The organism is Neorhizobium descurainiae (assembly GCF_051400715.1).
In the GTDB taxonomy this organism is placed as follows: domain Bacteria; phylum Pseudomonadota; class Alphaproteobacteria; order Rhizobiales; family Rhizobiaceae; genus Neorhizobium.
Genome location: NZ_JBLFFK010000003.1, coordinates 364,263 through 386,148, shown reverse-complemented (window position 1 = coordinate 386,148; position 21,886 = coordinate 364,263). Strand labels below are relative to the sequence as shown.

Sequence of the window (21,886 nt, the reverse complement as noted above, 5' to 3'; positions counted from 1 at the left end):
GCCGGCGGCGCCTACTGGAGCGTGCGGTAGGCCGTCTCCATGTCGGCCGGGGCGCCCGGGGCGGCGGCGAGCTGGCCGCCGTCCAGGCCGGTCGCGACGACCGAGACGCGGAACTTGCCGTCGAGATTGCGGTCGAAGATCGCGCCGACGACGATATCGGCATCGTCCATGACCTCGTCGCGGATGCGGCTCGCCGCCTCGTCCACCTCGAACAGCGTCATGTCGGAGCCGCCGGAGATCGAGATCAGCACACCCCTGGCGCCCTTCATGGAAATCTCGTCGAGCAGCGGGTTGGCGATCGCAGCTTCCGCCGCGGTCAGCGCCCGCTGGTCGCCGGAGGCCTCGCCTGTCCCCATCATCGCCCGTCCCATGCCCTTCATCACCGATTTCACGTCGGCGAAGTCGAGGTTGATCAGGCCTTCCTTGACGATGAGGTCCGTGATGCAGCCGACGCCGGAAAAGAGCACCCGGTCGGCGGTCATGAAGGCGTCGGCGAAGGTGGTCTTCGCATCGGCGATGCGGAAGAGGTTCTGGTTCGGGATGACGATCACGGTATCGGCCGCCCGGCGCAGCTCCTCGATGCCTGCCTCCGCCGTCTTCATGCGCCGGTTGCCCTCGAAGGTAAAGGGCTTGGTCACGACGCCGACCGTCAGGATGCCGGCATTGCGGGCGGCCTGCGCGATCACCGGAGCTGCCCCCGTCCCCGTGCCGCCACCCATGCCGGCGGTGACGAAACACATGTGCGAGCCGGAAAGATGGTCCATGATCTCGTCGATCGATTCCTCCGCCGCCGCGCGTCCGACATCGGGAAGCGAACCGGCGCCGAGACCCTCCGTCACATGGGCGCCGAGCTGGATGCGGCGGGACGCCTTCGAGGTCGCGAGCACCTGCGCGTCCGTGTTGGCGGCGACGAATTCGACGCCTTCGAGACTTTCGGAGATCATGTTGTTGATGGCGTTGCCGCCGCCGCCGCCGACCCCGATCACGGTGATCTTCGGCCGCATTTCGGTGATCTGGAATTTCTTGCCGTCCGTCATCGCAATCTCCTTGGCATCGGCAGCCGCCGGCGGGCCGCCCCACCGGCCGCCCGAATCAGTCTTCATTTTAGCTGGCCAACAAGGCAGAGGCTTGGCGAAAGAACAAGCCCCGCAGGGGAGCGCGGCCTGGCGAGAAATTTTCCACAGGTTGCAGGGAACCTTTTGCGGGCACAGCTATTGGAGGGAATCGATCATAAAACAGAGAGGAGCACCGCGTATCATGCCTACGTCTGCCGCACGCTCGTCCGTCGCATCGCCCGACGAACATATCCTAACCGTGCAGGAGGCGCTTGAGCCGCTTTTCCTGGCGCTCGAAGAAGAGGCGGAGGTGAAGATGATCGCCGCCGCCGTGAAGGCAGGCTGGTCGGTCGAAGACGCCGTGACAGCAATCGACGAGTTGCGCCGCGCGGAGCTGCTGACCGGTCATCGGCCGCATTGATCCATCACAAAAACTCGTTCGCCTGAACGTCCAAGGTGCCCTAAGTCTACCGCGTTGCACAAGAAGCGGAGACGAGGACTATGACGATCAGGAATATCTGCATCTATGGTGCGGGCGCGCTCGGCGGCGCATTTGCCGCGAAGATCGCAAGCGGGCTCGGCGAAGAGGTGAACGTGTCCGTCGTGGCGCGCGGCGCCCATCTGGCGGCGATCCGCGAAAAGGGGCTGACCGTCCTCGGCCAAGGCGAGGAAACGCCGCTCAACGTGCGTATCCCCGCGACCAGCGACCCTTCCGAACTGCCGAAGCAGGACCTCGTCATCACCGGCCTCAAGGGCCATCAGCTCGCCGGTGCGGCTGAAGGGCTTGCCGGCCTCCTGAAGGACGGCACGCGCGTGCTGATGATCCTGAACGGCATTCCATGGTGGTATTTCCACCGGGACCACGAAAGCGGCCATGCGGAACGCCAGCTTCCCGAACTCGATCCCGAAGGCAAGCTCTGGCGGCTCGTCGGCCCCGAACGGGTAGTCGGCTGCGTCGCCTACCAGGGCGGGGAAGTGATCGAGCCCGGCACCGTGCGCCTCAACGGCGACGGCCGCTTCTTCCTCGGAGAACCGTCCGGTGAACTCTCGCGGGACCTCGTCTCGATCGCCGATCTCTTGGGCCGCTCCGGCCTCAACATCATCCCGACCCAGCGCATCCGCGACGCGATCTGGGTCAAGCTGATGGGCAATGCCGCCTACAATCCCATCAGCGCGCTCACCCGCGGCCGCATGAACTCCATCATGGACAACCCACTCCTGGTCGAGCAGGTGGGCAAGGTGATGGCGGAAACCAAGGCGGTCGGCGAGGCGCTCGGCGCCGTCTTCGGCAGCGGTGTCCAGGAGGAACTCAACCGCTCCGGCGGCTTCGGCCCGGTCAAGACCTCGATGCTGCAGGACCTCGTCGCCGGCAAGCCGCTGGAGATCGTTCCACTCACCGGCATGGTGGTGGCGCTCGGCAAGCTCAAGGGCATTCCGACGCCCACCTGCGAGACGGTGCTGGCGCTTGCCACCCAGCTCGACCGGGAGAATCTCAAGAACTGATTCAAGCGCCTCTGATTTAGAATCAACAAACGCTGACAAGTCCCTGAAAAGGACCGACGCCGACTTGGCCGGCATCGGTTCCGAGCAGACCGTCACTTCTTTACCTGCTCCGCCCAGCTCGGCGCATTGCTCTTGCCGTCCAGGAACGGCAGCGCGGCGGCGACCAGAGCCGGAGAGGCAAAGGCCTCGTAATGGGTGAGACCGGGCAGGATCGCCAGCCGGTTCTTCGGCATGTTCTCGCGCATCCAGCCCGCATCCTTCAGGCCGCCGCCGAGTTTCTGATAGAACTCGACTATGTGCTCGGGACGGATCATGTCGCTGTCGCCGAAGACCAGCATGACCGGCATGGTCAGCTTGGCGACCGCGCCCGAAAAATCGTAGTCGCGGCGCATCAGTTCGCCCATGGCGTCGAGCAGCCGCGGGAACTCGGAGACATCGGGCGCCACCGCCTTGTAGGAGACGAACATCGGCGTGTCCTTCATCATCTCGGCCATGCCGGCGTTTACCGACTCCTGCTGCGGGATCATCTCGGGAAAGGACCCGCTTCTGGCAAAGGGCGCCGAGGCTATAACGAGCCGCCGCACCTTTTCCGGCGCCTGGGCGGCCATCTGCAGTGCGACGCCGCCGCCCATGGAATAGCCCAGCACGTCGACCTGGCTATAGCCGAGTTCGGAGACGATCTTGCCCATGTCGGCGCCTATGGCTTCGAGCGTGATCGGGCGTGAGCCGAGCGGCGTGCGGCCATGGCCCTGGAGATCGACGCCGATCACCTGGCGGTGCTCCGTCAGCGCCGGCAGTATCGGTGCGAACATATCGATAGAACCGAGACCGCCATGCAGCAGCAGGAGCGGCTCGCCCTCCCCGCGGATCTCGTAATAATAGCTGATGCCGCCTGCCTCGATACGCCCTTTCTCCGACGGCTCGGCGGCGACGGCCTGCGGCGCTGCCGCCTTGGGCTCATGGGCTTCGGCGATGGCAGGAATGATCGATGCGGCAACGGCGGCGATTGCGGCGGCGAACATCTTGACGGACATGGCTTTCTCCTCGGTGGACGGTTCGTGATGTTCCAAGGACGACCGGCCCTAAGCCAAACCGACAGGCGCCTCGAAATTTCCTGCCGCAAAAGAAAAGTCCCGCCGCGAGGAGCCGGCGGGACGTCGAGTTAGGAGGTCAAATATTATTATTGTACGGCGGCTGCAGGGGACGAAAGCCGCCTGGTTGAACCCCGGCGCGGCACGGTTTGTGTACCGGCGCCGAATACGAAGTTCACGGAACTAACACTTGGGTAACCGCAAGGTTCCACCATTCGTTAAGGACGCGTCGTTAGATTGATGAACGTCCAAGCAGGCAGCAATGAGGCAGGAATGGCCGCCCCGACTTTTCGTTTTACCCACTATGATCTGAAACCGCAGCGCGCGGGGACGACGATCGAAGTGACGTTGAACGCGGTCAACAACGTACGGCTGATGACGGCCGTCAATTTCCAGCGCTTCACCGAACTGCTCGATTTCAAATATATCGGCGGCGTCGCCAAGCGATCGCCGGTCCGGCTGGTGATCCCGGAAACCGGCCATTGGCATCTGATCGTCGACATGGAAGGCCATCACGGTCTTGCGGAATCCTCCGTCAAGCTGATCGGCGCACCGGCCAGCACATTGGACCAGAAGCAGGCCTCCTGAGCCCTGCACTCGCCCGCCGCGTCATTGCCCATTCCGCTCCTTGCGAAGCTTGGCCCACCAGTCGAGACGCTTCCTGATCTCGCGCTCGAAACCGCGCTCCGGCGGGTCGTAGAAGGTCTGCCGGCCCATCTTTTCGGGAAAATAATCCTGGCCTGAAAACGCGTCCGGCTCGTCGTGGTCGTAGCGATAGCCGTCGCCGTATCCCTCGCCCTTCATCAGCTTGGTCGGGGCATTCAAGATGTGCTTGGGCGGGAGAAGCGAGCCGTGTTCCTTGGCCGCCCGGGTCGCCGCCTTGAAGGCGGTGTAGACGGCATTGGATTTCGGCGCGGTCGCCAGGTAGACGCAGGCTTCGGCCAGCGCCAGCTCGCCTTCCGGCGAACCGAGATAGTCATAGGCATCCTTGGCGGCGTTGCAGATGACCAGCGCCTGCGGATCGGCAAGGCCGATATCCTCCACCGCCATGCGCACCAGACGGCGGCCGAGATAAAGCGGGTCCTCGCCGGCATCGAACATGCGGGCGAGATAATAAAGCGCCGCATCCGGATCGGAACCGCGCACAGATTTGTGCAGCGCGGAGATGAGATTGTAGTGGCCGTCCTGCGCCTTGTCGTAGACGGGCGCGCGGCGCTGGACGATCTGGGTGAGGCCCACCGTATCGAAAACCTCGCCTTCCCGCGCGGCGCGCCAGACCTCCTCCGCCAAGGTCAGCACCGCTCGGCCGTCGCCGTCCGCCATGCGGATGAGGCTCGCCCGCGCATCGCCATCGAGCGGCAGCGGTTTGTTTTCAGCCTGTTCGGCGCGCTGCAGCAACTCCTCCAGGCTTTCCTCGTCATGCGGCCGGAAGGTCAGCACCCGGGCGCGGGACAGAAGAGCGGCATTGAGCTCGAAGCTCGGGTTTTCCGTCGTGGCGCCGACGAGGATCACCGTGCCGTCTTCCATGACCGGCAGAAAACTGTCCTGCTGGGCGCGGTTGAAGCGATGGATCTCGTCGACGAAGAGCAGTGTCTGGCGGCCGTCCATGCGGCGCATGCGGGCCGCCTCGAAAACCTTCTTCAGGTCCGCGACGCCGGAGAAGATCGCCGAGATCTGCTCAAAGGCAAGACCCGCCTCGCCGGACAAGAGCCGCGCCACCGTCGTCTTGCCGGTACCCGGCGGTCCCCAGAAGATCATCGAGCCCAGAGAGCCCGAGGCGATCATCCGTCTCAGCGCGCCGTCTTCGCCGGTCAGATGCGGCTGGCCGGTGACGTCGGCGAGCGTCTTCGGGCGCAACCGGTCGGCCAGCGGCCGCCGATTGGCGACCTCTTCCGGAACCTTGGGCGCGAAGAGATCGTCGCTCATCGGAAGAACTGCCTGATGCGCTGGCCGTCGCGCTCGATCTCGACCCGCCAGAAGCCCGGATCGTCGTCCAGCATGGCTTCCAGCGCCTTGGTCGTGGTGACGCTCGTGCCGTTCAGAGAAATGACGATATCCCGCGGCTCGAAGCCGTAACGGGCGGCGGGCGAACCGCGGGCCACATCGGTGACGACAACCCCGGCCTTTTCGGCCGGGATGCGCAGCTCGGTGGCGAGCTTCGGCGAAAGATTGGCGACATGCAGGCCCGCGAAGGGATTGCGCCCCTCGAGCATGCGTTCGTCCCGCGGCGTCGTTTCCGGGGCTGTGTCGAGCGCGATCGTGACCTGCCGCTCGCCGTCGGCCGTCTGCACCGTCAGCGCCGCCTGCTTGCCAAGGCCGGCCGTGGTCAGCCGGTAGCCCAGCGCATCCGGGTGTTCGACCGCAATGCCGTTGACCGCCGTCACCACCTCGCCGGGTTTCAGACCCGCCCGGTCCGCAGGCCCGCCTTCGACGACGCGCACGACGAGCGCGCCGCGGGCGGTCTTCAGGCCGAGCGCCTCGGCCACATCGGAGGTGACGGCATCGAAGGTCGCCCCGACATAGGGCCGTTCGAATGTCGTCTTGCCTTCGGCGGCCGCAGCCAGAAAGACCTTCACGAGATTGGAGGGGATGGCAAAACCGATGCCGTTCGAGCCGCCGCCGCGCGAGAAGATCGCCGTATTGATGCCGATCAGCTCGCCGTTCATGTTCATCAGCGCGCCGCCGGAATTGCCGGGATTAATGGACGCGTCCGTCTGAATGAAGAAGCCGAAATCGCCGGACGTGATCTGGTTGCGGGCAAGCGCCGAGACGATGCCGCTCGTCACTGTCTGGCCGACGCCGAACGGGTTGCCGATCGCCAGGACGAGATCGCCAACCTCCGTGCGGTCTGAATCGCCGACCGGCAGGACCGGAAAATGCTCCCTGGCCTTGATGCGCAGCACCGCGAGATCGACACGCTCGTCCTTCAGCACGATGTCGCAGGGGAATTCCCGGCCGTCGGCGAGCGCGATCTTGATGTCGTCGGCGCCTTCGATGACGTGGTTATTGGTGACCACGAGGCCATCCTGCGAGAGGATGACGCCGGAACCCAGCGATGACTGCTTCTCGCTGCGGTTCGGCATGCGCTGGCCGAAGAACTGCTCGAAGAAAGGATCGCCGGCGAAGGGGTTGAGCCGCTGCACGACGCGTTCGGCATAGACGTTCACCACGGCGCCGGCCGTCTGCTTGACCAGCGGCGAGAAGGAGAGCTGCATCTCCTGCCGGCTCTGCGGCACGACCTTGCTCTCCTGCGCGAAGGCCGCGACGGGCATCAGGAGAGCAAGGGTAAGAAGACCGGTCGACACGCGTTTCAGCACGCTCAGCATATGATTCCTCTTTGCTAAATCCGGAACGATTTGTAGCGCGGGACGCTAGAAAGGAAAGGTGGCGGAACCACGGAAACCACGGGGCAAACCGCCAAAACCTCCGTGCTATATAGGTGCAGGATCAAGAGGAAACCATGGGCATTCCCGCAAGGGCGAAAAGCTTGGCGAACAGGCTGAAGCGCGATGTCGCGGCGCTGTGGCTCGCGGCCCGCGACAGGCGCGTGCCGCTTCATGCCAAGCTCGTCGCCGGCGCGGTGGCGGCCTATGCGCTTTCGCCGATCGATCTCATTCCGGACTTCGTTCCGGTGCTCGGTTATCTCGATGATCTCATCATCGTGCCGCTCGGCATCCTGCTGGCGATCCGGCTCGTGCCGGGACCGCTGATGGCCGAGTTCCGGGCGGAAGCCGCCCGCCGGGCGGAACGTCCCGTGAGCCGCGCCGGCCTCGTCTTCATCCTTGCCGTCTGGCTCTGCTGCCTCATCTTGGTCCTATGGGGCCTCTATTGACCTGATGAGGCCCGTGCAGACACAAGAGGAGCGCAGGCATGAAGCATAATCCGACAGCAACCATCCTGACCGGGCTTCTGCTCGGCCTGGCAATTCCGGCCTTTCCGCATACCGTCTCAGCGGCGAGCTTCGATTGCGACCGGGCGGACCTCGCGGCAGATGAGAAGGTCATCTGCGACACGCGGACGCTCAACGACGCCGACGTGAAGATGGTCACCACCTTCGATCTGCTCGCCGGGCTCATGGCGATGGGCAATCGCGACAAGATGCATGAAGAGCAGAGCGCCTGGCTGAAGAGACGGCAGGCGTGCGGCGAGGATGTCGACTGCATCCGCGCGGCTTACGACGAGCGGCTGAAACAGCTCGACGACGCCTATAAGAGCCTGAACCGGCCGCTGTGAGATGATGGCAAGCTCGCTCAGATGACTTCGACAAGCGTCTCACCGCTTTCCAGAGCTTTCAAGATTTCGGGCAACGCTCTTTCGAACCAATCCAAAAGATCGCGGCGGCGCGAATTTGGCAGGCGGACCCAGATGATGGACGGCCCGGACTGTAGCAGCGCCTTTCGTTGGGCGAAATCTTCATCCTTGGTGACGATAACCGCACCGGACGCACTGGCAAAATCCCATATCTCCCGGTCCGGCGCAGATAGCAGGCCGCAATCCGCGACATGCCGAGCCTCATGCCCTCGCTCGGCAAGCCATCGCGCCAGTGCAGGCGGCAATTGGGCATCCACCAGAAAACGCATCAGGCGACGCGCAACACAGTATGATCACTTTGGCGCGCGGCGTATTCCAACGCTGCGACAATGTCTTGCGCTTCCAGCATCGGATAGTCTTCGAGGATCTCTTCCTGGCTTGCACCCGAAGCCAAGAGTTCGAGAATATCCTTCACTCGAATGCGCAGGCCGCGAATTGTCGGGCGCCCCGAACAAATCTGCGGATCAAAAGTGATGCGATGAAGCTCAGACATTTCTCATCCCTTGGGCGACAGAAATGTCAGCATAACACAAAACGCCGGCAGAAGAACCTGACGGCGCCTGGCGTCGATAAAGCCCGTCGGCTTACTCCGGCAAGATCCGCACTGCCCCCTTGTCGGCGCTGGCAGCGAAGGCGGCATAGGCTTTCAGCGCCGTCGTAACGTTGCGCTTGCGGGGCTTCGATGGCTTCCAGCCTAAGGCGTCCTGCTCCTTGCGGCGTTGGGCGAGCTCGGCATCGGAGACCTTGAGGTTGATCGTACGGTTCGGGATGTCGATCTCGATCGTATCCCCTTCCCGCACCAGGCCGATCGTGCCGCCATTGGCCGCTTCCGGCGAGGCATGGCCGATCGAGAGGCCCGACGTGCCGCCGGAGAAGCGGCCGTCGGTGATGAGAGCGCAGGCCTTGCCGAGACCTTTCGACTTCAAGTAGCTCGTGGGATAGAGCATTTCCTGCATGCCCGGACCGCCCTTCGGGCCTTCGTAGATGATGACCACGACATCGCCCGCGACGATCTCGTTGCCGAGGATCGCCTTGACCGCCGCATCCTGGCTTTCGAAGACGCGGGCCGGACCGGTGAACTTCAGAATCGATTCATCGACGCCGGCCGTCTTCACGATGCAGCCGTCGAGCGCGATATTGCCCTTCAACACCGCAAGGCCGCCATCCTTCGAGAAGGGATGTTCGACCGAACGGATGACGCCGCCGGCGCGGTCGGTGTCGAGATCGTCCCAGCGGGCTTCCTGGCTGAAGGCGACCTGGGTCGGGATGCCGCCCGGTGCCGCGCGGTAGAAATTGCGCACCGTCTCACTGTTGGTGCGGGTGATGTCCCAGCGGTCGATCGCGTCGCCGATCGTTTCGGCATGGACCGTCACGCAATCTCGGTTCAACAGTCCGCCCTTGTCGAGTTCGCCGAGGATCGACATGATGCCGCCAGCGCGGTGGACGTCCTCCATGTGAACGTCGTTCTTGGCCGGCGCTACCTTCGACAGGCATGGCACCTTGCGCGACAGGCGGTCGATATCGTCCATGGTGAAATCGACGCCGCCCTCGTAGGCGGCAGCCAGAATGTGCAGCACGGTATTGGTCGAGCCGCCCATGGCGATGTCGAGCGACATGGCGTTCTCGAACGCTTCCTTGTTGGCGACCGAGCGCGGCAGCACGCTTTCGTCCTCCTGCTCGTAATAGCGGCGGGCGAGATCGACGATCAGATGACCGGCCTCGACGAAAAGACGCTTGCGGTCGGCATGCGTGGCAAGCGTCGAGCCGTTGCCGGGCAGCGACAGGCCGAGCGCTTCGGTGAGGCAGTTCATGGAATTGGCGGTGAACATGCCCGAGCACGAGCCGCAGGTCGGACAGGCGGAACGCTCGATCACCTTGACTTCCTCGTCGGAAACCTTGTCGTCGGCGGCAGCGACCATGGCGTCGATCAGGTCGAGCGCATGGGTCTTGCCCTTCAGAACCACCTTGCCGGCTTCCATCGGGCCGCCGGAGACGAAGACGGCCGGGATGTTCAAACGCATGGCGGCATTCAGCATGCCAGGAGTGATTTTGTCGCAGTTGGAGATGCAGACCATGGCATCGGCGCAATGCGCATTGACCATGTATTCGACGGAGTCTGCGATGATCTCGCGCGAGGGCAGCGAATAGAGCATGCCGTCATGGCCCATGGCGATGCCGTCATCCACCGCGATCGTGTTGAATTCCTTGGCTACGCCGCCGGCCGCCTCGATCTCGCGGGCGACGAGCTGGCCGAGATCCTTCAGGTGCACATGGCCGGGCACGAATTGCGTGAAGGAGTTGACGACCGCGATGATCGGCTTGCCGAAATCGCTGTCCTTCATGCCGGTTGCGCGCCAGAGCCCGCGCGCGCCCGCCATGTTGCGGCCATGGGTCGTGGTTCTGGAGCGGTAAGCTGGCATGGTGTTGTCCTCGATCTCTTGTTCGGGCCTGCGCAGTCTAACCCTTTCCGGAGGCGCGCGCAAAAAACCCTGGTTTTGCGGACTTCCTACCGCAAACGGTAAAACGTGTCACTATCACGACAGGCCAAAGCGGTACGGTCGGCGATCCGCGCTCACCGCCGCCGAAGCTCGTCCGGATGGATGCCGAAATGGTCGAGGACGAGCTGCAGATTGCGCCGGTGCGATTTGAAGAAGAGGTCGAACACGTCGCCCGCCACCGGAACGCTGCCGAGCACGGAATCGGCGGCGATATTGCCGAGCATCTGCACGAGCTTGGCCGGCGGCACGCCGAGACGTCTTGCTTCGTTGACGATATAGAGGCCGACCAGCGCGCCGCCCGCATCGCCGACGACGGGTATGAGGCCGAAAACGGAATCCGCGCCGAAGCGGATGCCGGTGCCCGGAATCCTGATGGCCGTATCCATCAGCCGCGCGATCGCGCCGAGACGCCGCAAGCGGCGCAGATGCTCCGCCCGATCCGTGAATCGGCCATCCATTCCGGCATCCCAGGTACGTGTCGTCATCCATAATCTCCTCTTGCAGGGCGGGCGCCTCTGCAACGAGAAACTCGGGAACAACACATGGGGTGCCCCGGCCGCATTTTCCACCCGCAAACCAAGCGGTTTCTCACGCAAACGTGGTCCGCGGCAATCTTAGCGCCGCTGTGAAACCTTTTCGTTTGGGATTACGTATAGGTAGGAAAGGCACCTGCTGCCGACAAGGAGATCTCGCCATGCCTGCCTATCGTCCGCCGCATATTCCCGCCTCGGAAATCACGCCGCGGGAGATCTACATGTCGCGCCGCAGCTTCATGGGCGCAGCGGCGGCGGCCGGATTTGCGCTTGCGGGCGCCGGCGAAACATTCGCAGCCCCCCTGGCGGCCACGCCCAGCGTCTACAAGCTGGATGAGAAGCTGACGCCGAAGGAGGCGGTCACCACCTACAACAATTTCTACGAATTCGGCGTCAACAAGGAAGACCCCGCCGCCAATTCCGGCGACTTCAAGCCGGTGCCCTGGTCGGTGAAAGTCGAGGGCATGGTGGGCAAGCCGAAGGAATTCGGCCTCGAAGAACTTCTGAAGATGCCATTGGAGGACCGCACCTACCGGATGCGCTGCGTCGAAGGCTGGTCGATGGTGATCCCCTGGATCGGCTTCCCTCTGTCGGCCCTCCTCGACCAGGTCGAACCGCTCGGCAGCGCCAAATACGTGGCCTTCGAGACCGTCGTGCGGCCGGAGGAAATGCCCGGCCAGCGCGGCTTCTTCCAGCCGCTCCCCTGGCCCTATATCGAGGGACTTCGCCTCGACGAGGCGCGCCATCCGCTGACGATCCTCGCCGTCGGGCTTTACGGGGAAACGCTGCCGAACCCGAACGGTGCGCCGATCCGGCTCGTCGTGCCGTGGAAATACGGTTTCAAGAGCATCAAGTCGATCGTGAAGATCTCGCTCGTCGAGAAGCAGCCGGAGACGACCTGGAAGAACGCCAATGCCCGCGAATACGGCTTCTATTCCAACGTCAATCCGGCGGTCGACCATCCGCGCTGGAGCCAGGCGACGGAGCAGCGGATCGGCGAAGGCGGGCTCTTCGGCTCGAACCGTCGGCCGACACTCCCCTTCAACGGCTATGCGGACCAGGTGGCGAGCCTCTATGAAGGTCTCGATCTGAAGGCAAATTACTGAGAATGATGAACATCCCCACCCTGCCCCGCCGCTATCACAAGGCCAGCATCTGGGCGCTCTACGTGATCGGCCTCGTGCCGGCACTCTGGTATTTCTACCAGGCGGCGACGGGAGGGCTGGGCTTCAATCCGGTCAAGGAATTCGAGCACCTTCTCGGCATCTGGGCGCTGCGCTTCATCATCGCGACGCTCGCCATCACGCCGCTGCGCGACCTTGCCGGCATCAACTGGATCCGCTACCGGCGGGCGCTCGGGCTTCTCGCCTTCTACTACGTGCTGATGCATTTTTCGGTCTATGCGCTGCTCGACCTCAGGCTCGATCTCAGCGCAGTCGGCGGCGACATCGCCAAGCGGCCCTATATCACCATCGGCTTCGCCTGCCTGCTGCTCCTGATCCCGCTCGCGCTCACCTCCAACAACTGGTCGATCCGCAAGCTCCAGCAGGGATGGAACAAGCTCCACAAGCTGATCTACCTCATCGCCATCGGCGGGGCATTCCACTATGTGCTGGCGGTGAAGTCGGTCACCCTGGTGCCATTCGTGCATGTCGCGCTGATCGTGCTGCTCATCGCCTATCGCCCGCTTCGCCGCCCCTTTCTCAACTGGAAGCGCGGCAAGCCGAAGATGGCTCAGGCGACGCGCTGAGACGCCAAAAGCCGGGTGTTTCCACCCGGCTTCAAAAATCCGACGATGCGGAATGGATCAAGCGGCTTCGGCAGCTTCTGCCTCGGCAGCAACGCGAGCCTTGTCGGCTGCGCCCTTGGCATCGACATCGCGCTCGACGAACTCGATAACGGCCATGGCGGCGTTGTCGCCCTGACGGAAACCGGCCTTCATGATGCGCAGATAGCCGCCGTTGCGGTTTGCGTAACGCGAAGCGATCGAGTCGAACAGCTTGCGGACGGCTGCCTGATCCTGGATCTGCGAGATCGCCTGACGACGGGCGTGCAGGTCGCCGCGCTTTCCGAGCGTGACGAGCTTCTCGACGATCGGGCGGATTTCCTTCGCCTTCGGCAGCGTGGTTACGATCTGCTCATGGGTGATGAGCGAGGCAGCCATGTTGGCGAACATCGCCTTGCGATGGCTTGCGGTGCGGTTGAGCTTGCGGCCTGCTTTCTGGTGGCGCATCTCTGTTCTCCTTTACTTGCAGGCATGCGCCTGCAGTTTAACGGTTAGTACTGGTCTTCGTAGCGCTTGGCGAGATCTTCGATATTTTCCGGCGGCCAGGCGGGAACTTCCATGCCAAGATGGAGGCCCATGGATGCCAGAACTTCCTTGATCTCGTTCAGCGACTTGCGACCGAAATTCGGAGTGCGCAGCATTTCCGCCTCGGTCTTCTGGATGAGGTCGCCGATATAGACGATATTGTCGTTCTTCAGGCAGTTGGCCGAACGAACGGACAGTTCCAGCTCGTCCACCTTCTTGAGGAGTGCCGGATTGAACGCGAGTTCGGTGACGGCTTCCTCTTCGGTTTCCTTCTGCGGCTCGTCGAAGTTGACGAAAACCGAGAGCTGGTCCTGAAGGATGCGGGCGGCAAACGCAACGGCGTCCTCACCCGTGACCGAGCCATCGGTTTCGATGGTCATGGTCAGCTTGTCGTAGTCGAGAACCTGGCCTTCGCGGGTGTTTTCCACCTTGTAGGACACTTTCTTGACCGGCGAATAGAGGCTGTCGACCGGGATCAAGCCGATCGGCGCGTCTTCGGCACGGTTACGCTCGGCAGGCACATAACCCTTGCCGTTGTTGACCGTGAACTCCATGCGGATCTCGGCGCCCTCGTCGAGGGTGCAGATCACGTGGTCGGGGTTCAGGATCTCGATGTCGCCGACCGTCTGGATGTCGCCGGCGGTCACCGAACCCGGACCCTGCTTGCGCACGACCATGCGCTTGGCATCATCGCCATCCATCTTGATGGCGATTTCCTTGATGTTGAGCACGATGTCCGTCACATCTTCCCGGACGCCGGGGATGGAGGAGAATTCATGCAAGACGCCGTCGATCTGCACGGCGGTGACAGCCGCACCACGCAGGGACGACAGAAGCACGCGGCGCAGCGCGTTGCCGAGCGTCAGGCCGAAGCCGCGCTCCAGGGGTTCGGCAACCAGCGTTGCCCTCGTACGGCCGGAAGAGGTGAATTCCACCTTGTTCGGCTTGATCAGTTCCTGCCAGTTCTTCTGGATCATGATTAAATACCTTCCGTTCGTTGCCACCATCCAATCGTGGCAACCGAGCATGAGGAGCACCGAGCGGAACATTTATCTTCATCAGAGATACTTGCTCATCGGCGATACGGGCAAAGCCGCCGAACCTCCGGCGGAGGATCAGGCGGCTATCCCCGAGTTCACGACAGAGGCCGCCTTGCGGCAGCCTCTCAAATTCAAGCGATCAGACGCGGCGCTTCTTGCGCGGGCGGCAACCGTTGTGCGGGATCGGGGTCACGTCGCGGATCGAGGTGATCATGAAGCCGGCAGCCTGCAGAGCGCGCAGAGCCGATTCTCGACCGGAACCCGGGCCGCAGACTTCGACTTCCAGCGACTTCATGCCATGCTCCTGAGCCTTCTTGGCGCAGTCCTCGGCAGCGATCTGGGCTGCGAACGGGGTCGACTTGCGCGAACCCTTGAAGCCCTTGGCACCAGCGGACGACCAGGCAATCGCATTGCCCTGCGCGTCGGTGATGGTGATCATCGTGTTGTTGAAGGTAGAATTGACGTGGGCAACGCCCGACGTGATGTTCTTGCGTTCGCGACGACGAACGCGGGTGGCTTCCTTGGCCATATTATCCCTTTCGTTGATCTCTGCACCGCCGTAATTCCAGCGGCTCCACCTGAGAAGCGAATAGCGAATAGTTGTTAGCGAATAGAAAAGCCCTATTCGCTACTCGCCACTCCCTATTCGCTCCCAAATTACTTCTTCTTACCGGCGATCGCCTTGGCCGGACCCTTGCGGGTGCGGGCATTGGTGTGCGTGCGCTGGCCGCGAACCGGCAGGCCGCGGCGATGACGCAAGCCGCGGTAGCAGCCGAGGTCCATGAGGCGCTTGATGTTCATCGCGGTGTCGCGACGAAGATCACCTTCGACCTGATAATCACGGTCGATGGTTTCGCGGATCTGCAGGATCTCAGAGTCCGTCAGCTGATGGACGCGCTTGTCAGCCGGAAGGCCGACCTTATCCATGATCTCCTGAGCGAATTTCGGGCCGATCCCGTGAATATAGGTCAGCGCGATAACGACGCGCTTCGCAGTCGGGATGTTGACGCCAGCGATACGTGCCACGCCTATTCTCCTTGCGTTCCAGTTGCCATCCGGCAAGTGGTACTTCTTCATGAGAGCGGCGCATCGGCCGCCAGTTCAAAACGTCATACGGAACAGACCAAAACGACCGGTCCCGGATGTCCTTATCGGGAAATCCGCGCCGATCGCTCAAAGCTGTCGCGAGTTGGCGCGGTGTTTAACGGAATCAGCGCGGAAATGCAACCGTTCCGCCCAAGATTCTTTAACAGATCGATGACGGTCCTGCTTTGCGCATGCCTTTATCCCCAAAACCGATTCCCGCTTTTGGGAGACATGCGTTAGAGACCCGCCAGGATTTTTTCGATGTCGGCCGTGACCTTGTCCATCTCGGCCATGCCGTCGACCACCTTCAGCTTACCCTTGGCATGGTAATAGCCGATCAGCGGCGAGGTTTCCTTGTAGTAGACCTCGAGACGCTTGGTCATCGTCTCGGCATTGTCGTCCGGGCGGCGCTTGAAGTGCGTCGAACCGCATTTATCGCAGACGCCTTCCTTCTCCGGTTTCTTGTCCGTGTCATGATAGAGCGCACCGCATTGAGCGCAGAAATAACGGCCTGAGACCCGGCGGACGAGTTCCGCATCGTCGACGCGCAGCTCGATGACGACGGAAAGATCGAGGCCCTTGGACTTCAGCATCTCCTCGGTCGCATCCGCCTGCACCAGCGTGCGGGGGAAGCCATCGAGGATGAAGCCGTTCGCCGCATCCGGCTGGTCGATACGTTCGGAAACGATCGCGTTGACGATTTCGTCGGAGACGAGCTTGCCTGCATCCATGACGGCCTTGGCGCGCTTGCCCACTTCCGTCTCGGCGGCCACCGCCGCGCGCAGCATGTCACCGGTGGAGAGCTGCGGAATGCCGTGCTTCTCCACGATCCGCTGGGCCTGGGTCCCCTTGCCCGCGCCCGGCGGTCCCAAAAGAATCAATCTCATCGTCCCCTCTTTCCTCCGCGCAGTTTCGACTTCTTGATCAGACCCTCATACTGCTGCGCGATGAGGTGTCCCTGGATTTGTGCTACCGTATCGAGGGTAACACTCACAACGATCAAAAGCGAAGTACCACCAAGGGCTAATGGCACGCCCGTGCGGGCCACCAGGAATTCCGGCAGGATGCAGACGAAGACGAGGTAAATCGCGCCGACGACCGTGATGCGAGTCAGCACATAATCGATGTATTCGGCGGTGCGTTCGCCCGGACGGATGCCCGGAATGAAGCCGCCGTGCTTCTTCAGATTGTCGGCGGTGTCCTTCGGATTGAAGACGATCGCCGTATAGAAGAAGGCGAAGAAGGCGATCAGCAGGCCGTAGAGCAGCATGAACAGCGGCTGGCCGTGGCCGAGCGACGAGATGATCATGGTCGCCCAGTTCGGCAGCGCGGTGTTGCCCGCAAAGCCCGCGGCCGTCGCCGGCAGAAGCAGGAGCGACGAGGCGAAGATCGCCGGGATCACGCCGGACGTATTGAGCTTCAGCGGCAGGTGCGACGTATCGCCCTGGAACATGCGGTTGCCGACCTGGCGCTTCGGATACTGGATCAGCAGGCGGCGCTGGGCGCGCTCGACGAAGACGATCAGCGCGATGACGCAGATGGCGACGATGATGACGGTCAGAATCAGCGCCGTCGGCAGCGCGCCGGTGCGGCCGAGTTCCAGCGTGCCGGCGAGCGCGGTCGGAAGGCCGGCGGCAATGCCCGCGAAGATGATCAGCGAAATGCCGTTGCCGATGCCGCGCGAGGTGATCTGCTCGCCGAGCCACATCAGGAACATGGTGCCGCCGAGCAGCGTCACGACGGTGGAAATGCGGAAGAACCAGCCCGGATCAAGCACCAGACCCTGGCCGCTTTCGAGGCCGGCCGAGATGCCATAGGCCTGCAGCGTACCGAGCAGCACCGTGCCGTAGCGCGTATACTGGTTGATGATCTTACGGCCCTGCTCGCCTTCCTTCTTCAAGGCTTCGAGCGACGGCACGACCGAGGTCATGAGCTGCACGATGATCGACGCAGAGATGTAGGGCATGATGCCGAGCGCGAAGATCGCCATGCGCTCCACTGCACCGCCCGAGAACATGTTGAAAAGGCCGAGGATGCCGCCGGCCTGGCCGCGGAAGGCCTGGGCATAGGCTTCAGGGTTGAGGCCCGGAAGCGGAATATGGGTGCCGAGGCGATAGACGAGAAGCGCTGCAAGGGTGAACCACAGCCGCTTCTTGAGGTCCTCCGCCTTGGCGAAGGTGGAAAAATTCAGATTGGAGGCAAGTTGTTCCGCTGCAGAAGCCATGCAATTCTCCGCCTGACCAATTCTCCGGCGGCGGGACACGTGCCGGATCCGGAAAGCAGTCTCAGATTCTGGTTCAAAAAACCGGGCGCGGAGATTGCGGATGCAATCGGATGCCTCACCCTGTTTTCCGTGTGATCCCGGCCAGGCGACCGGCAGATCGCTTCGGGATCGTGAGGCTCACATATGGAGATAAAACCGCCCGGTGTGAAGCACAAACCGGGCGATTCTCAAACGATTTATTCCGCGGCAGCTTCGGCTGCGACGAGCAGCTTCACCGAACCGCCGGCCTTCTCGATCTTCTCGACGGCAGCCTTGGAGGCACCGGCGACTTCGACCGAAACCTTGGCCTTCAGCTCGCCGTCGGCGAGGATGCGCACGCCGTCCTTCGGGCGACGGATGACGCCGGCAGCCTTGAGGGCGGCGGCATCGATCGTGGCCTTCGGGTCGAGCTTCTTGGCATCGATCGCGGTCTGGATACGGCCGAGCGAAACGACGACGTAATCAGAAGCGAAGATGTTGTTGAAGCCGCGCTTCGGCAGGCGACGATAGATCGGCATCTGGCCGCCTTCGAAGCCCTTGATCGCAACGCCGGAACGGGCCTTCTGACCCTTCACGCCACGGCCGCCGGTCTTGCCCTTGCCGGAGCCGATGCCCCGGCCGACGCGAATGCGCTCCTTGGTGGCGCCTTCGTTGTCCTTGATCTCATTCAGTTTCATGGTCAATTCCTCCGTCTCACTTCTCGTCGACGACGCGAACGAGATGCTGGACAGCCCGGATCATGCCACGAACGGAAGGAGTGTCTTCCAGCGTACGGGTCCGGTGCATCTTGTTGAGGCCCAAGCCGATCAGCGTCTTGCGCTGGACTTCCGGGCGGCGGATGGGCGAACCGATCTGCTCGATCGTGATCGTCTTCTTAGCGGCTTCTGCTTTCTTGGCCATTACCCGCTCTCCTTATTCTTCCGAGGTGACACCGGAAGCGGCACGGCGAGCCTGCAGCGTTGCATACTTGATGCCGCGCTGGGCTGCGATGTCCTTCGGATGAACCTGGTGCTTCAGGGCGTCGAACGTGGCGCGAACCATGTTGTAGGGGTTCGACGAACCGGTCGACTTGGCGACGACGTCGTGAACGCCGAGCGTCTCGAAAACGGCGCGCATCGGGCCGCCGGCGATGATGCCGGTACCGGCCTTGGCCGAGCGCAGCAGAACCTTGCCGGCGCCGTGACGGCCGTTGACGTCGTGATGCAGCGTACGGCCGTCGCGCAGCGGTACGAAGATCAGGTCGCGCTTTGCAGCTTCGGTCGCCTTGCGGATGGCTTCCGGCACTTCACGCGCCTTGCCGTGGCCGAAGCCGACGCGGCCCTTCTGGTCGCCGACGACGACGAGGGCTGCGAAACCGAAGCGACGGCCGCCCTTGACGACCTTGGCGACGCGGTTGATCGCGACCAGCTTGTCGACGAATTCGCTGTCGCGTTCCTCGCGGCTCTGGCGATCTTCGCGCTGGCCTCTTCTTTCTTGTGCCATTGTTCTTTTCCTTTTTCTTTTCCGGGTGCAATGGGCAATTTCCGGGAGCCAACCATCCCCTGTCCATGGAGGACTAGGATGGAACGACTGATGCGTGCGGCGAACCGCATTTCGCCCGCCTCCCCTTCTTCAGGGATGCGGGCGAAAATTCTTAGAAGCTCAGGCCGCCTTCGCGGGCGGCTTCGGCCAGCGCCTTGATGCGGCCGTGATAGATGAAGGCGCCGCGATCGAACACAACTTCCTTCACACCGGCCTTCGAGGCGCGCTCGGCAACCAGCTTGCCGACGGCGGCGGCAGCCGCGACGTCAGCGCCGGTCTTGAGCGACGAGCGCAGGCCCGCATCGAGCGTCGAAGCGGCAGCGAGCGTGCGGCCGGCGACGTCGTCGATGATCTGGGCGTAGATGTTCTTGGAGGAGCGGTGAACCGACAGACGAGGACGGCCGTTGGCGACCGCCTTGAGCTGCCGGCGTACACGGCTCGCACGCTTGGTGAGTGCTTCTTTTCTGGTAGCCATGATACCGCGTCCTTACTTCTTCTTGCCTTCCTTGCGGACGATCCGTTCCTCGGCGTACTTGACGCCTTTGCCCTTGTAGGGCTCGGGACCGCGGTATTCGCGGATTTCCGCGGCTACCTGACCGACCTGCTGCTTGTTGATGCCGGTGACGACGATTTCCGTCGGCTTCGGCACGGCAATGGTGATGCCCTGAGGCGGTTCGTAGACCACGTCGTGGCTGAAACCGAGCGCGAGCTGCAGGTTCTTGCCCTGCATCGCGGCGCGGTAACCGACGCCGTTGATCTCGAGCTTGCGCTCAAAACCGTCCTTCACACCCTTGAAGATGTTCTCGATCATCGTGCGGGACATGCCCCACTTCGAGCGAGCATCCTTGGTATCGTTGACCGGGGTCACCGATACCGCATTGTTTTCAAATGCGAGCTTGATCTCGTCGTTCGCGACGAAGAAAAGCTCACCCTTCGGGCCCTTGGCAGTCACCTTCTGGCCGTCGACGGCGGCCGTAACACCTGCAGGAACCTGAACGGGCTTCTTACCGATACGAGACATTTTTCAATCCTGTCTGTTCGCTATGGAGTTCCCCTGCTCGAGCCTTAGAAGACCGAGCAGAGAATCTCACCACCAACGTTCTGTTCGCGAGCCTGGTGATCGGCCATCACGCCCTTCGGGGTCGAAAGGATGGTGATGCCGAGGCCGTTCGCGACCTGCGGAATGGACTTTACCGAGACATAGACCCGGCGGCCCGGCTTCGACACGCGGCCGATCTCACGGATCACCGACGCGCCTTCGTAGTACTTCAGTTCGATTTCGATCTCGGACTTGCCGTTGCCGTAATCGATTTCCGAATAGCCGCGGATGTAGCCTTCGGCCTGCAGGACGTCGAGAACGCGAGCGCGCAGCTTGGAGGCCGGCGTGGTCACGGTCGACTTGCGGCGGGCGGCACCGTTGCGGATACGGGTGAGCATATCGCCCAAGGGATCAGTCATGGTCATCTAACGATCTCCTTACCAGCTCGACTTGACGATGCCCGGCACCTTGCCGAGATTGCCGAGCTCACGAAGCGCGATACGCGACATCTTGAGCTTGCGATAGAAAGCGCGCGGGCGACCGGTGACTTCGCAACGGTTGCGGATACGCGTCTTCGAGCCATCGCGCGGCAGCGAAGCGAGCTTCAGGGTTGCCTTGAACCGTTCTTCGATCGGAAGTTCCTGGTTCATGATGGTCGCCTTCAAAACAGCGCGCTTGGCGGCGTGCTGGGCGACGGTCTTGCGGCGGCGCTTGTTCTTTTCAACTGCGCTGGTTTTCGCCATATCGGAGTTCCTTTTTAACGCTCGTCGTTACGGTTACTGACGGAATGGGAAGTTGAACTCTTTCAGAAGAGTCCGGGCTTCCTCGTCGTTGGTAGCCGTCGTGCAAACGATGATGTCCATGCCCCACATCTGATCAACCTTGTCGTAATTGATCTCCGGGAACACAATGTGTTCCTTGATGCCCATGGCGAAGTTGCCACGGCCGTCAAAGCTCTTCGGGTTCAGGCCGCGGAAGTCGCGAACGCGCGGCAGCGCGATGTTGATCAGGCGGTCGAGGAATTCATACATGCGGGCGCCGCGCAGCGTGACCTTCGCGCCGATCGGCATGTTTTCGCGCAGCTTGAAGCCTGCGATCGAATTGCGGGCGCGGGTGATGACCGGCTTCTGGCCGGCGATCGCCGCCAGATCCGCAGCAGCCACGGACGGCTTCTTCGAATCGGCCGTCGCTTCGCCGACGCCCATGTTGATCACCACCTTGTCCAGGCGCGGGATCTGCATGTCGTTCTGGTAGGCGAACTGTTCCTTCATCGCAGCGCGGATGCGGGAAACATATTCCTTCTTGAGCCGCGGCTCGTACTTTGCCTCAGCCATCGATCACATCTCCCGTACGCTTGGCCACACGCACCTTCTTGCCGTCGACGACCTGGAAACCGACGCGGGTCGGCTTGCCGTCCTTCGCGACGATCGCGATGTTCGACAGGTGAATGGATGCTTCCTTGTTGATGATGCCGGCTTCCTGCGTCTGGGTCTGACGCTGGTGGCGCTTCACCATGTTGACGCCGCGAACGACGGCGCGGTCTTCCTTCGGAAGGACCTGGAGAACTTCGCCCGTGCGGCCCTTGTCCTTACCGGTCAATACGACGACGTTGTCGCCCTTCTTAATCTTCTGCAT

At 62.5% G+C, this 21,886-nt stretch carries 30 protein-coding genes; 7 read left to right on the top strand and 23 right to left on the bottom strand.

Going from position 1 to position 21,886, the window contains the following annotated elements; all coding sequences use genetic code 11:
* Positions 1 to 11: 11 nt before the first annotated feature.
* Positions 12 to 1,037: a cell division protein FtsZ gene (gene ftsZ / locus ACMGE0_RS08595; RefSeq protein ID WP_436815515.1), complete on the bottom strand. Its 1,026-nt coding sequence runs from the start codon at positions 1,035 to 1,037 to the stop codon at positions 12 to 14.
* 220 nt (positions 1,038 to 1,257) lie between these two features.
* Between ftsZ and ACMGE0_RS08590 the strand changes: the two genes are divergently transcribed.
* Together ACMGE0_RS08590 and ACMGE0_RS08585 are read left to right on the top strand one after the other, a co-directional pair.
* Complete coding sequence (locus ACMGE0_RS08590) at positions 1,258 to 1,476, top strand: hypothetical protein (RefSeq protein ID WP_436815422.1); 219 nt, start codon at positions 1,258 to 1,260, stop codon at positions 1,474 to 1,476.
* An 80-nt stretch (positions 1,477 to 1,556) separates the two neighbouring features.
* Positions 1,557 to 2,558, top strand: a complete 1,002-nt coding sequence (locus ACMGE0_RS08585; RefSeq protein WP_436815421.1) for a ketopantoate reductase family protein — start codon at positions 1,557 to 1,559, stop codon at positions 2,556 to 2,558.
* A gap of 92 nt (positions 2,559 to 2,650) precedes the next feature.
* Here ACMGE0_RS08585 and ACMGE0_RS08580 read toward each other — a convergent pair whose 3' ends face one another.
* The gene (locus tag ACMGE0_RS08580) at positions 2,651 to 3,592 is read right to left on the bottom strand and encodes an alpha/beta fold hydrolase (RefSeq protein WP_436815420.1); all 942 of its coding nucleotides are present in this window, start codon (positions 3,590 to 3,592) and stop codon (positions 2,651 to 2,653) included.
* Positions 3,593 to 3,922: 330 nt separating this feature from the next.
* Here ACMGE0_RS08580 and ACMGE0_RS08575 point away from each other — a divergent pair, with 330 nt between their 5' ends.
* Complete coding sequence (locus ACMGE0_RS08575; RefSeq protein ID WP_436815419.1) at positions 3,923 to 4,237, top strand: DUF1883 domain-containing protein; 315 nt, start codon at positions 3,923 to 3,925, stop codon at positions 4,235 to 4,237.
* A gap of 21 nt (positions 4,238 to 4,258) precedes the next feature.
* On the opposite strand, the gene ACMGE0_RS08570 is transcribed toward ACMGE0_RS08575, so the two are convergent.
* On the bottom strand, positions 4,259 to 5,575 hold the full coding sequence (locus ACMGE0_RS08570) for a replication-associated recombination protein A (RefSeq protein ID WP_436815418.1): 1,317 nt from the start codon (positions 5,573 to 5,575) through the stop codon (positions 4,259 to 4,261).
* On the bottom strand, positions 5,572 to 6,975 hold the full coding sequence (locus tag ACMGE0_RS08565; RefSeq protein WP_436815417.1) for a DegQ family serine endoprotease: 1,404 nt from the start codon (positions 6,973 to 6,975) through the stop codon (positions 5,572 to 5,574). Before ACMGE0_RS08565 ends, ACMGE0_RS08570 begins: the two co-directional genes overlap by 4 nt.
* Positions 6,976 to 7,109: 134 nt before the next feature.
* Between ACMGE0_RS08565 and ACMGE0_RS08560 the strand changes: the two genes are divergently transcribed.
* Entirely contained in the window at positions 7,110 to 7,481 is a 372-nt protein-coding gene (locus ACMGE0_RS08560; protein ID WP_436815416.1) for a YkvA family protein, read from the top strand.
* 38 nt (positions 7,482 to 7,519) lie between these two features.
* A complete protein-coding gene (locus tag ACMGE0_RS08555; protein ID WP_436815415.1) occupies positions 7,520 to 7,882 on the top strand; it encodes a lysozyme inhibitor LprI family protein in 363 nt (120 codons plus the stop codon).
* 17 nt (positions 7,883 to 7,899) lie between these two features.
* Here ACMGE0_RS08555 and ACMGE0_RS08550 read toward each other — a convergent pair whose 3' ends face one another.
* The 4 genes from ACMGE0_RS08550 to ACMGE0_RS08535 all read right to left on the bottom strand — a co-directional run bounded on the left by ACMGE0_RS08550 (position 7,900) and on the right by ACMGE0_RS08535 (position 10,943).
* Entirely contained in the window at positions 7,900 to 8,229 is a 330-nt protein-coding gene (locus ACMGE0_RS08550; protein WP_436815414.1) for a DUF5615 family PIN-like protein, read from the bottom strand.
* Positions 8,229 to 8,453: a DUF433 domain-containing protein gene (locus tag ACMGE0_RS08545; protein WP_436815413.1), complete on the bottom strand. Its 225-nt coding sequence runs from the start codon at positions 8,451 to 8,453 to the stop codon at positions 8,229 to 8,231. The genes ACMGE0_RS08550 and ACMGE0_RS08545 overlap by 1 nt, the downstream gene beginning before the upstream one ends.
* Before the next feature lie 91 nt (positions 8,454 to 8,544).
* Positions 8,545 to 10,380 (bottom strand): dihydroxy-acid dehydratase, encoded by a 1,836-nt coding sequence (gene ilvD / locus ACMGE0_RS08540; RefSeq protein WP_436815412.1) that lies wholly within the window; start codon positions 10,378 to 10,380, stop codon positions 8,545 to 8,547.
* Positions 10,381 to 10,532: 152 nt separating this feature from the next.
* Complete coding sequence (locus tag ACMGE0_RS08535; RefSeq protein WP_436815411.1) at positions 10,533 to 10,943, bottom strand: DUF4112 domain-containing protein; 411 nt, start codon at positions 10,941 to 10,943, stop codon at positions 10,533 to 10,535.
* Positions 10,944 to 11,152: 209 nt separating this feature from the next.
* Between ACMGE0_RS08535 and msrP the strand changes: the two genes are divergently transcribed.
* Together msrP and msrQ are read left to right on the top strand one after the other, a co-directional pair.
* Positions 11,153 to 12,097 (top strand): protein-methionine-sulfoxide reductase catalytic subunit MsrP, encoded by a 945-nt coding sequence (msrP, locus tag ACMGE0_RS08530; RefSeq protein WP_436815410.1) that lies wholly within the window; start codon positions 11,153 to 11,155, stop codon positions 12,095 to 12,097.
* 2 nt (positions 12,098 to 12,099) lie between these two features.
* Positions 12,100 to 12,741 carry a protein-methionine-sulfoxide reductase heme-binding subunit MsrQ gene (gene msrQ, locus ACMGE0_RS08525; RefSeq protein ID WP_436815409.1) on the top strand — a complete coding sequence of 214 codons (642 nt, stop codon included), beginning with the start codon at positions 12,100 to 12,102 and terminating at the stop codon, positions 12,739 to 12,741.
* 57 nt (positions 12,742 to 12,798) lie between these two features.
* On the opposite strand, the gene rplQ is transcribed toward msrQ, so the two are convergent.
* From rplQ to rplX, 15 genes are all read right to left on the bottom strand, one after another.
* Entirely contained in the window at positions 12,799 to 13,224 is a 426-nt protein-coding gene (gene rplQ / locus ACMGE0_RS08520) for a 50S ribosomal protein L17 (protein ID WP_377265119.1), read from the bottom strand.
* A 44-nt stretch (positions 13,225 to 13,268) separates the two neighbouring features.
* Positions 13,269 to 14,279, bottom strand: coding sequence for a DNA-directed RNA polymerase subunit alpha (locus ACMGE0_RS08515; protein ID WP_436815408.1), 1,011 nt, complete (start codon positions 14,277 to 14,279; stop codon positions 13,269 to 13,271).
* A 202-nt stretch (positions 14,280 to 14,481) separates the two neighbouring features.
* Positions 14,482 to 14,871 carry a 30S ribosomal protein S11 gene (gene rpsK, locus ACMGE0_RS08510; protein ID WP_007766864.1) on the bottom strand — a complete coding sequence of 130 codons (390 nt, stop codon included), beginning with the start codon at positions 14,869 to 14,871 and terminating at the stop codon, positions 14,482 to 14,484.
* A gap of 128 nt (positions 14,872 to 14,999) precedes the next feature.
* The gene (gene rpsM, locus ACMGE0_RS08505) at positions 15,000 to 15,368 is read right to left on the bottom strand and encodes a 30S ribosomal protein S13 (RefSeq protein WP_436815407.1); all 369 of its coding nucleotides are present in this window, start codon (positions 15,366 to 15,368) and stop codon (positions 15,000 to 15,002) included.
* Between the two features lie 296 nt (positions 15,369 to 15,664).
* Positions 15,665 to 16,315 carry an adenylate kinase gene (locus tag ACMGE0_RS08500; RefSeq protein ID WP_436815406.1) on the bottom strand — a complete coding sequence of 217 codons (651 nt, stop codon included), beginning with the start codon at positions 16,313 to 16,315 and terminating at the stop codon, positions 15,665 to 15,667.
* Complete coding sequence (secY, locus tag ACMGE0_RS08495) at positions 16,312 to 17,652, bottom strand: preprotein translocase subunit SecY (RefSeq protein ID WP_436815405.1); 1,341 nt, start codon at positions 17,650 to 17,652, stop codon at positions 16,312 to 16,314. Before secY ends, ACMGE0_RS08500 begins: the two co-directional genes overlap by 4 nt.
* Positions 17,653 to 17,888: 236 nt before the next feature.
* A complete protein-coding gene (rplO, locus tag ACMGE0_RS08490; RefSeq protein ID WP_436815404.1) occupies positions 17,889 to 18,368 on the bottom strand; it encodes a 50S ribosomal protein L15 in 480 nt (159 codons plus the stop codon).
* Between the two features lie 16 nt (positions 18,369 to 18,384).
* Positions 18,385 to 18,591, bottom strand: a complete 207-nt coding sequence (gene rpmD, locus ACMGE0_RS08485; protein WP_085423151.1) for a 50S ribosomal protein L30 — start codon at positions 18,589 to 18,591, stop codon at positions 18,385 to 18,387.
* Positions 18,592 to 18,603: 12 nt separating this feature from the next.
* Entirely contained in the window at positions 18,604 to 19,173 is a 570-nt protein-coding gene (gene rpsE / locus ACMGE0_RS08480) for a 30S ribosomal protein S5 (RefSeq protein ID WP_085423150.1), read from the bottom strand.
* A gap of 151 nt (positions 19,174 to 19,324) precedes the next feature.
* The gene (gene rplR / locus ACMGE0_RS08475) at positions 19,325 to 19,687 is read right to left on the bottom strand and encodes a 50S ribosomal protein L18 (RefSeq protein WP_436815403.1); all 363 of its coding nucleotides are present in this window, start codon (positions 19,685 to 19,687) and stop codon (positions 19,325 to 19,327) included.
* Positions 19,688 to 19,699: 12 nt separating this feature from the next.
* Positions 19,700 to 20,233 carry a 50S ribosomal protein L6 gene (gene rplF / locus ACMGE0_RS08470; RefSeq protein ID WP_436815402.1) on the bottom strand — a complete coding sequence of 178 codons (534 nt, stop codon included), beginning with the start codon at positions 20,231 to 20,233 and terminating at the stop codon, positions 19,700 to 19,702.
* A 44-nt stretch (positions 20,234 to 20,277) separates the two neighbouring features.
* The gene (rpsH, locus tag ACMGE0_RS08465) at positions 20,278 to 20,676 is read right to left on the bottom strand and encodes a 30S ribosomal protein S8 (RefSeq protein ID WP_436815401.1); all 399 of its coding nucleotides are present in this window, start codon (positions 20,674 to 20,676) and stop codon (positions 20,278 to 20,280) included.
* Positions 20,677 to 20,688: 12 nt separating this feature from the next.
* Positions 20,689 to 20,994: a 30S ribosomal protein S14 gene (gene rpsN, locus ACMGE0_RS08460; protein ID WP_436815400.1), complete on the bottom strand. Its 306-nt coding sequence runs from the start codon at positions 20,992 to 20,994 to the stop codon at positions 20,689 to 20,691.
* 33 nt (positions 20,995 to 21,027) lie between these two features.
* The gene (gene rplE, locus ACMGE0_RS08455) at positions 21,028 to 21,585 is read right to left on the bottom strand and encodes a 50S ribosomal protein L5 (protein WP_436815399.1); all 558 of its coding nucleotides are present in this window, start codon (positions 21,583 to 21,585) and stop codon (positions 21,028 to 21,030) included.
* The gene (gene rplX / locus ACMGE0_RS08450) at positions 21,578 to 21,886 is read right to left on the bottom strand and encodes a 50S ribosomal protein L24 (RefSeq protein WP_085423144.1); all 309 of its coding nucleotides are present in this window, start codon (positions 21,884 to 21,886) and stop codon (positions 21,578 to 21,580) included. Before rplX ends, rplE begins: the two co-directional genes overlap by 8 nt.